This window comes from Methylobacterium sp. B4 (genome assembly GCF_003201865.1).
Lineage (GTDB): Bacteria > Pseudomonadota > Alphaproteobacteria > Rhizobiales > Beijerinckiaceae > Methylobacterium.
Genome location: NZ_QJJJ01000012.1, coordinates 31,369 through 45,193, shown reverse-complemented (window position 1 = coordinate 45,193; position 13,825 = coordinate 31,369). Strand labels below are relative to the sequence as shown.

The 13,825-nt window shown below is 69.4% G+C and carries 10 protein-coding genes; 4 read left to right on the top strand and 6 right to left on the bottom strand.

The window, feature by feature from the left end; all coding sequences use genetic code 11:
• Nucleotides 1–47: 47 nt before the first annotated feature.
• The 4 genes from BY998_RS15485 to BY998_RS15470 form a co-directional block, all read right to left on the bottom strand.
• Nucleotides 48–2,228 (bottom strand): TonB-dependent siderophore receptor, encoded by a 2,181-nt coding sequence (locus BY998_RS15485; RefSeq protein ID WP_110352588.1) that lies wholly within the window; start codon nt 2,226–2,228, stop codon nt 48–50.
• A 301-nt stretch (nt 2,229–2,529) separates the two neighbouring features.
• A complete protein-coding gene (eda, locus tag BY998_RS15480) occupies nt 2,530–3,147 on the bottom strand; it encodes a bifunctional 4-hydroxy-2-oxoglutarate aldolase/2-dehydro-3-deoxy-phosphogluconate aldolase (RefSeq protein WP_110352506.1) in 618 nt (205 codons plus the stop codon).
• A gap of 152 nt (nt 3,148–3,299) precedes the next feature.
• Nucleotides 3,300–5,129: a phosphogluconate dehydratase gene (gene edd, locus BY998_RS15475; RefSeq protein ID WP_110352505.1), complete on the bottom strand. Its 1,830-nt coding sequence runs from the start codon at nt 5,127–5,129 to the stop codon at nt 3,300–3,302.
• Between the two features lie 248 nt (nt 5,130–5,377).
• A complete protein-coding gene (locus tag BY998_RS15470) occupies nt 5,378–6,394 on the bottom strand; it encodes an Hsp33 family molecular chaperone (RefSeq protein ID WP_110352504.1) in 1,017 nt (338 codons plus the stop codon).
• Between the two features lie 314 nt (nt 6,395–6,708).
• Between BY998_RS15470 and BY998_RS15465 the strand changes: the two genes are divergently transcribed.
• Nucleotides 6,709–7,950, top strand: a complete 1,242-nt coding sequence (locus tag BY998_RS15465) for an MFS transporter (protein ID WP_110352587.1) — start codon at nt 6,709–6,711, stop codon at nt 7,948–7,950.
• 118 nt (nt 7,951–8,068) lie between these two features.
• Nucleotides 8,069–9,817, top strand: coding sequence for an ABC transporter ATP-binding protein (locus BY998_RS15460; RefSeq protein WP_110352503.1), 1,749 nt, complete (start codon nt 8,069–8,071; stop codon nt 9,815–9,817).
• 15 nt (nt 9,818–9,832) lie between these two features.
• Here BY998_RS15460 and gmk read toward each other — a convergent pair whose 3' ends face one another.
• Nucleotides 9,833–10,504: a guanylate kinase gene (gene gmk, locus BY998_RS15455; protein ID WP_110352502.1), complete on the bottom strand. Its 672-nt coding sequence runs from the start codon at nt 10,502–10,504 to the stop codon at nt 9,833–9,835.
• 34 nt (nt 10,505–10,538) lie between these two features.
• Nucleotides 10,539–11,402: a YicC/YloC family endoribonuclease gene (locus BY998_RS15450; protein ID WP_110352586.1), complete on the bottom strand. Its 864-nt coding sequence runs from the start codon at nt 11,400–11,402 to the stop codon at nt 10,539–10,541.
• A 329-nt stretch (nt 11,403–11,731) separates the two neighbouring features.
• On the opposite strand from BY998_RS15450, the gene BY998_RS15445 reads away from it, so the two are divergent.
• Together BY998_RS15445 and BY998_RS15440 are read left to right on the top strand one after the other, a co-directional pair.
• The gene (locus tag BY998_RS15445; protein ID WP_110352501.1) at nt 11,732–12,277 is read left to right on the top strand and encodes a hypothetical protein; all 546 of its coding nucleotides are present in this window, start codon (nt 11,732–11,734) and stop codon (nt 12,275–12,277) included.
• Between the two features lie 453 nt (nt 12,278–12,730).
• Nucleotides 12,731–13,702 carry a PAS domain-containing protein gene (locus BY998_RS15440; protein ID WP_245421608.1) on the top strand — a complete coding sequence of 324 codons (972 nt, stop codon included), beginning with the start codon at nt 12,731–12,733 and terminating at the stop codon, nt 13,700–13,702.
• Nucleotides 13,703–13,825 lie beyond the last annotated feature (123 nt).

Here is a 13,825-nt window from a genome sequence, read left to right as displayed (position 1 = left end):
CCCGCCTTCCGGATGTCAGCCGGACGCGGGATCGGTGCGGACCGCCGCTACCAGCGCACGATGACCTGCGCCCGAACCGTTCGGGGAGCGCCGGGCAGGATGTTGTTGTTGTTGTGCGCCGAGACGATGTAGCTGCGGTCGAACAGGTTCTCGATATTGACCTGCGCGCGCGCATTCTCGCTGATCCTGTAGAACAGTCCCAGATCGAAGCGAGAGTAGCTCGGAAGCCGAACCGTGTTGTCCGAAGTCGCGAAGGAGTGGGACTGGTTGATGAAGCCGACGCCGACCGAGAAGTGCCGGTCGATGTCGAACTTGTTCCACAGGGTGAACGAGTTCAGCGGCACGAGGCCGACGAAGTTTCCGGCAACGATCGTATCCGAGAGACGGTTCGTGATGCGCGCGTCGGTGAAGGCGTAGCCGCCCGCGATCGACCACCAGTCGGTGACGTAGCCGTTGGCGCCGATCTCCGCGCCCTGCGTGTTGGTCTGGCCCGAGAGCAGGAAGAAGCCTGGCCGGTTCGGATCGGCGAGGCGCTGGTTGGTGCGGTCGAGGTTGAACAGCGCACCGGTGAGCTGGAGCACGGGCGAAACGTCGTACTTCACGCCGACTTCCGTGTTCTCGAACCTTTCCGGTTGGGCGATGACGAGCCCCGGCGTCAGGGCACTGAACTGGTCGCCCGAGGAGGGCAGGTAGGAGATGCTGTAGCTCGTGTAGAAGGCGAGGTTCGGCAGCGGCTTCACGACGAGGCCGGCCCGCGGCGAGATCAGGTCGTCCACGCGGGCATTGGTGACGTTGGTGCGCCGGTCGGTCGCCGCGAAGTCGAAATGGTCGTAGCGCAGGCCGCCGATGAACTGCACGTACTCGTTCAGCTCGATCTGGTCCTGCACATAGGCGGCGGCGAGGCCGAGGTCGTAGGTGCTGTTGGCGCCGCTGGCGATGTTGCGGAAGGTGACGCCGACGCGGGTCAGCGGCGCGAGCGGGTTGACCACGAGGGTCTGCGTGCCGGTGGTCGCGAAGAAGCCGTCCTCGCGCAGGCTCAGGCCTTCCTGGTAGCCGAGCTCGAAGCCGCCCAGCAGGGTATGCTTCCAGGGCCCCGTGACGAACTGGTAGGTGAAGTCGGTCTGGTTGAAGTAGTTCGTCCGGTTGGTCTGGCTGTTGTAGGCCGAGATGTTGACGGCCGTGCCGGCCGCGTTCACCGCGCCGCCGGGGAAGACGTTCTGGTAGAACTTCTCGTAATCGGCGATGCGCGACTGGCTGCGCATCACGACGCCATTCTCGAAGACGTGGTCGAGCTGCGCCGTCGCGATATGCGCGTTGACGTAGGTCGGCGACAGGAACGGGTTGCCGAAATAGGTCGAGGTGTTCTCGCGGTAGCGATAGGGCCGGCCGAACTGCGAGGGGAGGCCGCGATCCGTGGTGCGGTCGTCGTGGAAGAATTCGTAGGACAACCGCAAGGTCGTCTGCGGCCCGAGCAGGAAGGTCATCGTCGGGTTCACGCCGTAGCGGCGGATATCGACGAAGTCGCGGTAGGTGCCGGTATCCTCGAATACGCCGTTCATGCGGAAGAACACGCTGTCGGAGACGCGATCCCCGACATCGAGCGCCACGCGCTTGTTGGCGAACTGGCCGCCCTGCGCCACCACTTCGCGGATCGGCAACCCGTCGGCTTCCTTGAGCACGCGGTTGACCACGCCACCACCGCCGCCGCGGCCGAAGATCATCGCGTTGGGCCCCTTGAGCACCTCGATGCGCTGGGTGTTGTAGAGGTCGCGATAGTACTGCACGTCGTCGCGGATGCCGTTGACGAAGAAGTCGGCGTTCGAGCGCTGGCCGCGAATGACGAGTTCGTCCCGGTTGCCCTCGCCCTGAGCCTGGACGACGCCGGGGACGTAGCGCAGGGCCTCGCCGATCGACTGGAAGCCCTGATCGAGGATCTGCTCGCGCGTGACGACGCTGACGGATTGCGGCGTGTCGATCAGGGGCGTCGCGGTCTTCGTCGCGCTGCGGGTCGCCTTGGTCAGATAGCCGACCGTGACACCGCCCTGCGGCTCGGCCCGGAATGGTCCGCCGCCCACGCCCTGCCCCTGCACGTGCAGCTCATCCAGGGCAACCAGGGCAGGTTCCCCGATGACGGGAACCATCGTCTGCGCCTGGACCGGCAACGTCGAAGTCAACGCTGCGCCCGTGAGCAGCGCATAGCGCAGCCCAGTATATCCGTTCAGTATCATCACCCAGCCCGCCGTCTTCTTATGGGATTGACGACGCTTTGCGGTCGTCGCGGCAGGCATGGCGACGCCGTTCATCAAAGATCAAGCTGAGGAGACTTTGTATCAACAAAGCCAGATTTTAGTCATTACAAGACTGATTACAAAAGACGCATCAACTCCTTGAAATCGGTGCGGCCGTCCCGCGATCGGCGCGTTCGAGCGCAAGGCACAAAAGCAATTTATGTTGCAGTTTTAAGACACCTGACAGGGCCCTAAACGCGGGCCGGATGCGTGCCGCGGGCGATGCCTGAACGAGGCGCCTTCACCTCCGGCGCAGGCCGGCGGCGCCTTCGGCAAGCGCGCGGATCCTGGCGGGATCGGGTTTGCCCGCAGGCACCACCCAGCTGCCGCCGACACAGAGCACGGAGGGGTGGGCGAGCCATTCGCCGGCGCTCGCCTCGGTGATGCCGCCGGTCGGGCAGAAGCGCACGGCCCCGAAGGGCGCGGCCAGGGCCTTCAGCGCCTTCAGCCCGCCCGCGGCCTCCGCCGGGAAGAACTTGAAGCGGTCGAGGCCGTGGTCGAGGCCGCGCATGATGTCGGCGGAGGTCGCGACACCCGGCAGGTAGGGCACACCCGAGGCGATGGTCGCCTCCGCCAACGGTGCGGTCAGACCGGGGCTGACGATGAATTTCGCGCCCGCGCCGATGGCCGCGTCGAGGTCGCGCGCGTTCAGCACCGTGCCGGCGCCGACCACCGCACCCTCGACGCTGGCCATGGCGCGGATCACGTCGAGCGCCGCGGGGGTGCGCAGGGTGACTTCGAGGGCGGTGAGGCCGCCGGCCACCAGCGCCTCGGCGATCGGTACGGCGTCGGCGGCGTCCTCGACCACCAGCACGGGGATGACCGAAACGGAGCGCATCAGCGCGTCGATGGTGCTCATGTGGGTTTCTCCACTCTCCGTGCTGTGTCCGAGTGCCTTGGAGTCACGCTCCGTCATGGCGAGGCTCGGCGCAAGCCATCGGGTACCGACCTCTCGGCGAGAGTTGCTGCCGCCGAAAGGCTTCGTTCACGCTCGCAAGGACGGCGCTTTGGTCAAAGCCCTGCCGCGGCCAGCATGGCCGAGCCGCCGCGCTCGGCGTCGTCGGCACCGTGGCGCATGAAGGCGAACAGCTCGCGGCCGGTGCCGAGACCGGGCGGCGGCTGGGCCGCATCGGTGCGGCTCTCCCACTCGGCCGGATCGACCAGCACCTCCAGGAGCCCGCCCTCGGCCGAGAGGCGGATCACGTCACCGTCGCGGATGCGGCCGATGGGACCGCCGCCGACCGCCTCGGGGCTGACATGGATCGCCGCCGGCACCTTGCCCGAGGCGCCCGACATTCGCCCGTCGGTGACCAGGGCGACCTTGTGGCCGCGATCCTGAAGCACGCCGAGCGGCGGGGTGAGCTTGTGCAGTTCCGGCATGCCGTTCGCCCGCGGGCCCTGGAAGCGCACGACCACCACCACGTCCCGCTCCAGCTCGCCCGCCTTGAAGGCGGCGATGACCTCGTCCTGATCGGAGAAGACCCGGGCCGGCGCCTCGATGGTGCGGCGCTCGGGCTCGACCGCGCTCGTCTTGAAGGTGGCCCGGCCGAGATTGCCCTTGACCAGCCGCATCCCGCCATCCGCCTGGAAGGGGTTGGCCGGCGGACGCAGCATCGTGTCGTCGAGGGACTCGGCCGGCGCATCCTCGAAGGTGAGGTCGTTGCCCTCGCCCAGGAGCTTGGGATCGCGGGCGTGATCGCGCAGGCGCGTGCCCGCCACCGTGAGGATGTCGTCGTGCAGGAGCCCGGCATCGATCAGCGAGGCGATGACGTAGGACATGCCGCCGGCGGCGTGGAAGTGGTTCACGTCGCCCGCGCCGTTCGGATAGACCCGGGCGACCAGCGGCACCACGCCGGAGAGACGGTCGAAATCCTCCCAGTCGATGACGATGCCGGCGGCGCGCGCCATGGCCGGCAGGTGGATCGCGTGGTTGGTCGAACCGCCGGTGGCGAGCAGGCCGACGATGGCGTTGATGATCGCCTTCTCGTCGATGCAGCGCCCGAGCGGGCGGTAGTCGTTGCCGTTCCAGCCGATCTCGGTCAGGCGGTGGATCGCCGAGCGCGTCACCGCCTGCCGCAGCCGCGTGCCGGGATTGATGAAGGAGGCGCCGGGCATGTGCAGGCCCATCACGTCCATCATCATCTGGTTGGAATTGGCGGTGCCGTAGAAGGTGCAGGTGCCGGCTCCGTGATAGGAGGCGGATTCGCTCTCCAGCAGTTCCGCCCGGCCGACCTTGCCCTCGGCATAGAGCTGGCGGATGCGCTGCTTCTCCTTGTTGGCGAGCCCAGAGGGCATGGGGCCGGCCGGGATCAGGATCACCGGCAGGTGGCCGAAGCGCAGCGCGCCGATGATCAGCCCCGGCACGATCTTGTCACAGATGCCGAGCAGGGCCGCGCCCTCGAACATGCCGTGGCTCAAGCCCACCGCGGCGGAGAGGGCGATGGTGTCGCGGGAGAACAGCGACAGCTCCATGCCGCGCTGGCCTTGCGTGACGCCGTCGCACATGGCGGGTGTGCCGCCGGCCACCTGCGCCGTCGCCCCGACCTCGCGGGCGAACAGCTTGATCTGTTCCGGATAGCGCCCGTAGGGCTGATGGGCCGAGAGCATGTCGTTATAGGCGGTGACGATGCCGATGTTCATCGCCCGCCCGGCGATGATCGCCGGTTTGTCCTCACCCGACGCCGCGAAGCCGTGGGCGAGATTTCCGCAGGCGAGCATCGGGCGATGTACGCCCGCCTCCCTCTCCCGCTCGATCAGCTCCAGATAGGCGCGGCGGCTGTCGCGGGAGCGCGCGATCACGCGCTCGGTGACCGCGGCGACCACGGGGTGAAGCTCCGGCATGGCTCGTTCGCCTCGTTCGGGTATCGACGGCATGGGCGGTTCCGCAAGGAGGCCCGCAGTCTCCTTAGCATGGAGCGGATCGGGGTCGCATCACGCTTGTGAGAACGTTTTCATCGACTGAAAAGCTTCGGTCGGCGAACCGAACTTCCTTCATCGCCTATCGCGCGAAGTGGATGCGGACGCGAGCGCGTGATCACAAGACCATCGCGATCGCGTACTTCTCCGTCGCGGCATTCGAGCCGATCCCCTCACGCTCCGGGTGCAGCGATCTCCCGCTCCACCTCGGCCGGATCGAGCACGTAGCGCCGCGAGCAGAACTCGCAGGTGATGCCGATGCTGCCGTCATCGGCCACCATGTCCCGGCGCTCCTCGGGCGAGAAGGAGCGGATCATGCCCATCACCCGCTCCTGTGAGCAGCGGCAGCGCTCGACCACCTCCTGCGCATCGAACACCCGCACCCCGCGCTCGTGGAAGAGCCGGTAGAGCAGGCGCTCGCTCGACACCGCCGGATCGACCAGTTCGTGGTCCTCCACGGTGTTCACGAGGCTGCGTGCCTCGGTCCAGGCATCGTCCTCTCCGGGTCCGCCGGTGAGGATCTCGTGGCCCTCCGGCGCGTCGCCCGGCGGCAGGTCGGCCTGGCGCAGCCGGTCGGGCGAGGTCGGCAGGAACTGCACGAGCAGGCCGCCGGCCCGCCAGCGGCTCTCGCCACCCTCCATCTGCTCGGCCACGGCGAGGCGCACCAGCGTCGGAATCTGCTCCGACTGGCGAAAATACTGGTGCGCCGCCTCCTCCAGACTTTGCCCTTCCAGCGCGACGACGCCCTGGTAGCGGCTCTGCGAAGCCCCCTGGTCGATGGTCATGGCGAGGTGGCCCCGGCCCATCAGGTCGGCGGCGCGCGCCTTCGGCCCGAGGGCCGCGACGGGCTCCGCCTCGAAGCGGGCCGTGGCGCGCAACCGGTCGGGCGCCTCGAAATCGACCACCAGCATGCCGACCGGCCCGTCGGTCTTGGTCTGGAGCTGGAAGCGGCCTTCGAGCTTCAGCGAGGAACCGAGCAGCACGGTGAGCGCCGCCGCCTCGCCGATCAGCCGGGCGACCGCGTCTGGATAGCCGTGGCGGCGCAGGATGGTGTCGATCGAAGGTCCGAGCCGCACCGCGCGGCCGCGCAGGTCCAGGGCCTCGACGGCGAAGGGCAGCACGGCGTCGTCGCCGCCTTCGAGGGCGGCGTTGGCGGGCGAGGAGGAAGTCGGGGCGTGTCCGGAGCTCATGGGCTCTCCGTGTCCGGGCTGAGCGAAAAAGGGAAGGCCGGCCGGCGTATGGCGAAACGCCATCAGGCCGATCCGCGCTCGGCAGCGCAAGTCCTTCGGTGTTCCCAGATATGGGTATTGCCGCGCCGCAACGCGAGAGCCGTCCGAGGACACCTGCCGGACGAGACCGGTCGGGCCTGCCATGCCCGCGCAGCGGATCGACGGCGTTCCCCCACGCCTGTATCTCCGCACCAGCCCCTTCCAACCACGGTCCTGCGCATGGATACCCGGCTGCGGCCCGGCCCGCGACAGTGAGTGCGTCCGGTCTCGAGGCCGTGCGCGACAGCGCCCTCCCCCGGGAAACGGGCCTGACCGCGCTGGCTCGGCTCGCGCCGTTCTTCTGTCTCTACATCACCTTCGGCACTACGCTGGGCTTCCTCATCAGCGGCGCGCCCCTGATCCTGCGGGCGCGCGGCGTGGAACTGGCGGAAGTCGGCTTCCTCCAGCTCATCAACCTGCCGGTCGGGCTCACCTTCCTCTGGGCGGCGCTGGTGGACCGCCTGCGCCTGCCGCGCCTGCCCCACCGGCTCGGCTGGATCGTGCTGATGCAGGGAGGCGCCATCGCCCTGCTCGCCGTGCTGAGCCGGGGCGAGGCCTGGCCGCTGCCGACCCAGTTCGCGCTCGCCATCGCCACCTGCTTCTGCGTCGCCACGATGGACATCGCGCTCGAAGCCCTGGTGGTGGAGACGGTCGGCCCGGAGCGGCGGCCCTACGTCGCCTCGGCCAAGCTCTGCGGCGCCTCGCTCGGCGGCATCTTCGGCGCCGGCGTCCTGATCGCCGAGTACGACCGTCTCGGCTGGGAGGTTTCCGTCCTCGCCGTGGCGGTCCTCAACGCGCTCTGCCTCCTGCCGATGCTGTTCTATCCCGAGCGGCGGCTGCGCCTGAGCTTTTCGCGCTCGGCGCGCGGCGCGCTGGATTTCGGCCGCCTGCGCCTTCTCGGCGGGCGCGTCGCGGTGCTCGGCCTCTACTTCGCGGCGATCTTCGCGCTGTCGGGCTCGAACAACCTCGCGCTGCTCGATCTCGGCGTGCCGCTCTCCGAGGTGGGGCTCGTCACCGGAGGGCTCTCCTCGGGCATCAACCTCGTCATGGCCCTGGTCTCCGGCTTTCTCGTCCGGCGGGTCGGCACGCTGCCGCTCATCACCGTCTCCGCTGCGGGCGTGGCGGCCTCGGGCCTGCTGATGCTGGCAGCCGCCGCGGCGGGCTCGCCCGGCCTCGGCATCGCGGCGGCGATCCTCGGCATCCTGTGCGGCGGCGGGCTCGGCGTGCCGGTCTTCAACATGATCTACCGCTGGGCGCAGGGGCCGCAGCCCGCCACCGACTACGCGCTCTTGTTCGGCGCGGCCTTCTTCGCCGCCATGCCGTTGCGGGTCGGCGCCCCGGCACTCGCCGGGGCTCTGGGCTGGCCGACCTACTTCGCCCTGGCCGTGCCGCTCTACGGGCTCGCCGTGCTGCTCCTGCGCCGGGCGATCGCCCGCACGCTCGAGGCGGACCAAGCGGCAGATCGGGCAGCGGCATGAGGTCCGCCCCGCGTCACCGCTCCTGGCGCATCGGCGCGCCCTCCCCTATGCGCGGGGGAACGGCGGAGATTCGCCGCGCCGCCCTCGTCCGGGCCAGAATGCACATCACATCCGCGCCATGCTGAAGGCCTTCCTCGCCTATTACCGGCCGCACCGGACGCTGTTCCTGGTGGATTTCGGCTGCGCCGTGCTCTCGGGCCTGCTCGAACTCGGCTTCCCGCTGGCCGTCAAAGCCTTCGTCGACCGGCTGCTGCCGCAGCAGGATTGGGGCCTGATCCTGCTCGCCGCCGCCGGCCTGACGCTCCTCTACGTCACCAATGCCGGCCTGATGGTGGTGGTGACCTATTGGGGCCACGTGCTGGGCATCAACATCGAGACCGAGATGCGCGCCCGCGCCTTCGATCACCTGCAGAAGCTCTCGTTCCGCTTCTTCGACGGGCAGAAGACCGGCCATCTCGTGGCCCGCGTCACCAAGGATCTGGAGGAGATCGGCGAGGTCGCCCATCACGGGCCGGAGGACTTCTTCATCGCCGTGATGACGCTGATCGGCGCCTTCGTGCTGATGTTCCTCGTCCACCCGCCGCTCGCCCTGGTGACGGTGGCGATCCTGCCGCTGATCGCCTTCGTGACGATCCGCTACGGCGGGCGCATGACCCGCAACTGGCAGACCCAGTACGGGCGGGTCGGCGCCTTCAACGCCCGCATCGAGGAGAATGTCGGCGGCATCCGCGTGGTGAAGGCCTTCGCCAACGAGCCGCACGAGCGGGCGCTCTTCGCCGCCGACAACCTGAAATACCGCACCACCAAGCTCGAAGCCTACCGGCTCATGGCCGGCGCGCTCTCGATCAACTATCTCGGCCTGCGCCTCGTGCAGATCGTGGTGCTTCTGGGCGGCGCCGCCTTCGTGGTGCGGGGCGATCTCTCGGCGGGCGGCTTCGTCGGCTTCCTGCTGCTGGTGGGCGTATTCTACCGGCCGCTGGAGAAGATCGGCGCCGTCATCGAGACCTACCCGAAGGGCATCGCCGGGTTCCGGCGCTATCAGGCGCTGCTGGCGACGGAGGCCGACATCGCCGACCGGCCCGGCGCAATTCCTGCCCCGCCGCTCAGGGGCGAGATCCGCTTCGAGGGCGTGCGCTTCGGCTACAGCCCGGACCGGCCCGTGCTCTCCGACATCGACCTGACCATCCACGCGGGCGAGACGGTGGCCTTCGTCGGTCCCTCGGGCGCGGGCAAGACCACGCTGCTCTCGCTGATCCCGCGCTTCTACGAGGCGGAGGCCGGGCGCATCACCATCGACGGCCACGACATCCGCGACCTGACGCTGGCCTCCCTGCGCGGCCAGATCGGCATCGTGCAGCAGGACGTGTTCCTGTTCGCCGGCACGATCCGTGAGAACATCGCCTACGGCCGCCTCGGCGCCAGCGAGGCCGAGATCATGGAGGCGGCCGCCCGCGCCCGGCTCGATACGCTGATCGCCGCGCTGCCCGAAGGGCTCGACACGGTGATCGGCGAGCGCGGAGTCAAGCTTTCGGGCGGCCAGAAGCAGCGGCTGGCCATCGCCCGGGCCTTCCTCAAGAACCCGCCGATCCTGATCCTCGACGAGGCGACCTCGGCGCTCGACACCCAGACCGAGCGGGAGATCCAGGCCTCTCTGTTCGAGCTGGCGCAGGGGCGCACGACGCTGGTGATCGCCCACCGCCTCGCCACGATCCGTTACGCCGACCGCATCGTCGTGGTGGCGGAGAACGGCATCGCCGAGCAGGGCCGCCACGACGCTCTGATGGCGGGCGACGGCTACTACCGGCGCCTCCACGCCGCGCAGGTGGAGGAGGCGCTGCCGGGCGCGCCGCGCACGGCGGCGGAGTGAGCCGCCCTCCGCTCCTCAGGCGCCCCGCTCGGCCTCGGCCAGCAGCCCGTCCACGAAGCCCGGCAGGCCGGTGCGGCGGGACCGCTTGAGGCGCTCGGCCGTCAGGATCGCCTGCAGAGCGCGGAAGGACTCGTCGAGATCGTCGTTGACGATGACGTAGTCGTACTCGCTCCAGCGCTGCATCTCGTTGCGGGCGTTGGCCAGCCGCCGCTCGATGGTCTCGGGCGAATCCTCCGCCCGGCGCTCCAGGCGGTTGCGCAACTCCGAAAAGCTCGGCGGCAGGATGAACACCGTCACCACGTCGTCCTGCAGCCGCTGCCGGACCTGCCGGGTGCCCTGGTAGTCGATGTCGAAGATCATGTCCCGGCCCTGGCCCAGCGTCTTCTCCACCGGGCGGCGCGGGGTGCCGTAGAAATTGCCGTGGACCTCGGCCCATTCGAGCAGGTCGTCGCGCGCGCGCAGATCCTCGAACGCCTCCCGTTCGATGAAGCGGTAGTGCCGGCCGTCGATCTCCGAAGGGCGGCGCGCCCGCGTGGTGACCGAGATCGACAGATCGAGCCCCCAGCCGCCATCCTGGGCGATGGCGCGGGTCAGCGTCGTCTTGCCCGCGCCCGAGGGCGAGGACAGGATCAGGATCAGCCCGCGCCGGGCGATGTCCGGCCTCCCCTGCGTGGCGTCCTGCGTCATCGACCGTCCTCTCCGCTGCGCACGTCGAACGTCCTCACTCGACGTTCTGCACCTGCTCGCGGAATTGCTCCACCACGGCCTTCAAGTCGAGTCCGATCCGCGACAGGCTGATGTCGCCGGCCTTGGCGCAGAGCGTGTTGGCCTCGCGGCCCAGCTCCTGCGCCAGGAAGTCGAGCCGCCGGCCGATCGCGCCGCCCTGGGCCAGCAGCTCGCCCGCGGCGGCGAGATGGGCGCGCAGCCGGTCGAGTTCCTCGCGCACGTCCGCCTTAGCGGCAAGCAGCACCGCCTCCTGGTGCAGCCGGTCGGCGTCGAGGCCGCCGGCGCCCGCGAGCGCCGCCACGGCTTCCGCGAGGCGGGCGCGCACGGCCTCGGGCCGGCGGGCCGGGCAATCCTCGGCCGCCTGCGTCAGGCGGGCGATCTGGCCGAGCTGGTCCTCCACGATGCTGCGCAGCGCCGCGCCCTCCGCCCGACGTGCGGCGACGAGGTCGGCGACCAAGCGCTCGGCGCCGGCGGCGAGATCACGGTTGAGCCGGTCGGGATCGGCGCCGGCCTCGACCTCCGTCTCGACGACGCCGCGCAGGGCGAGCAACCCGTCGAGGGTGGCGGGGCCGACGCCCTCGGGGCGCGGCACCCGGGCCACCGCCGCGGCGAGGCGCGCGAGCAGATCCTCGTCGATGCGCACCCGCACCCCGGCCTCGGGGCGCGTCAGGGTGAGGCCGAGCTGACACTGGCCGCGGGAGAGCGCCTTGGACAGGCCGGCGCGGACGGCCTCGCCCGCCGCCTCGAAGCCGTTCGGCACCCGCACTCGGATGTCGAGCCCGCGCCCGTTCACGGAGCGGATCTCCCAGAGCCACTGAACCGGACCGGTGGTGCCGGCGGCGCGGGCAAAGCCCGTCATGCTCGCGATGGTGGCGCTCAACTCCGCCTCTCTCCCGGCTCGTCCCCGCGGTGCGGGGCGGACAACAGGCACCTCGGATACGCGTTTTCCCCGAGAGGGCGCAATGCGCGGCCGCTGCCTTGCGGTCGGCCACGATCGAGCCCCCGCGTGCGACGCAGCAAATATCGACGCGGAACATTTTGCTCAAAAATTGGGCAAGCCATGGAAGCGTGCAATAGCTCACCGTCGAAGCAGGCATGAATACTGTGCATCAGCTTGACGTTTATTGGTCAGCTTCATAGCTTTGGAATCAATCCGGCACCACCGAACATTCGAGACGGGGCCCCTCCATGACGAACCCCTTCGACATCAAGAATCGCTTTCGCGCCCGCCTTCGGGCGGCCGACGCACAGAAGAACCGGGTCCGTGCCCAGCTTCTCCAAGAGGGGACGCGGGCGCTCACGCCGATCACGGAAGCCCTCACCCTCATGGCCGAAGTTCTGGAGGAGGACGGCATCGAGCATGGCCGGATCGTGTGCTCCAGCCCGGAGGTGGATCGCGACGACTTCGTCAGCGTCACCGCCACGCTGCAGGACGGCTCCGACCACGAACACCGCATCATCGTGAAGTACGGCCCCGTCCTGGGCGGGCGCAACTTCATCGCCGTGACGGGGCTCGGGGCGGAGTATAACGAGCGGCTCGTCGCGCTGGTGAGCAGCGCCGCGCCGGGCCTCGGCCGCTCCGTCGGCAACGACGTGCATGTCGAGGTGGATCGTGGCGGCGACCTCGCCGAGGTGCTGCGGGAGATGGTCGAGGACTTCTTCGCCGGCCACGCCGAGCCGCCGATCCGGACCGACACCCCCTCCGTCCGTGGGCGCCTCGCGCTGGTGCAGTAACCGACGCGCCTCCGCCCGCATCCTCGTCGGCGGTGATCCCGAGCCCGCGGGCCCGGCAGGCCGGCCCGCGCCGCCGGGAGCGGCTTCGTCACGGCTGCCGGTGGGGGCGCCGCCTCGGCTATCCACCGCTGCCCGATTCCTCGCGCGATGCGCGCAGCGCTACAGCCGGACCAAGCGGCAACGTTATCTTGCTGACGGAGGCGCAGAAGGCCTTCCGCCTCTCCAACACAGCCGACATGCCAAGCTGTTCGGCAGCCGCACCTGCTTGCTGATACATAATGCATTTTCAGCGTGGCAAGGCTTGTTCCGGGACTGCAAAAGCCGCTTTCCAGCCAAGGTGCAAACGGGCAGATAACGAAGTCGCGAGCGGACGCAAATTCGCCCGATATCGGTCGACACGTGCCGGCGATGCTCCAGACCGCAAGTTCTCCGTTGCCTCACAACATCCTCAGGATGGTGAAAGGCTTCGGGCTGACCGGGACGTGGTCTTGGACCTTCGCCACGAACGAGCACATCTGGTCGCCCGGCCTGTTCCGCATCCTCGGCCTCGATTCCGGCTCGACCCGGGCTGCGTACGACCTCCTGCTCGCACTCGTTCACCCGGAGGATTGCGCCGGCGTCGTCTCGTCCGCGGACATGCTGCAGGCGGGCCGGATGGCCCAGCAGACCTTTCGCATCCTCCGCCCGGACGGGACGCTGCGCACCGTGATGAGCCGCGGCGAGATCGTCGCGGCACCGGATGGGCGCCCGGTCCAGGCCATAGGCGTGCTGCTCGACGTGAGCGACCGCGAGATCCTGGCGCGGGCGCAGGCGGCGGAGCGGCGGCGCAAGCGGAAGATCTTCGAGCAGGCCGGCGCCTTCACCTCCGTGACGCTGAACTACCCCTACACCGACTTCTCGCCCGAATGGCTGGAACTGGTCGGCCAGCCGAAGCAGGTTCTGCTCGACGAGCCGACCCTGCCCGTCCTGAAGGAGGAGCGCGCGCGCTGGCGCGACCACGGACGGGAACTCTATCTCACCAAGCAGGTCGTCCACACCCAGCCGCGCCTCCTGTTGGCGAGCGGCGAGACCATCCCCTACCGCATGGTCATGGTGCCGATGTTCGGCCCTGGCGGCGGCATCGAGAGATGGATGAACTACATCGCCCCGCTCCACTTGGCGGGAAGCGCGCCCAGCGCGATGCGCGACAGCCTGGAACGCTTCGTCCAGGGCCGGCACCTGCGGGCCGGGCGTGCCCTGCTCGGCTGGTCGATGCACGAACTCGCCGCCGCCGCCCGGCTGTCCTACTCGACGGTCCGCCGACTGGAAGACGACGATGCGAGCGCGTCCGGGCACGCCCGCGGCTCGGCGCTCGCGGCCCTTCGCGAGCACGGAGTCGTCTTCTCCTTCATGAACGACGGAACCTTGACACTCGGCAAGCCGTGATCCCGACGCCGTCGCGCGGCCGAGCCCATGCCGCCCCCGAGTGGGGGCGAGCGCGTTCTCCGGCCTGACGCGGCAGCGTTACGCCCATGAAGCCGAGCGCACACATCGTGGGCCTCCCGGGCC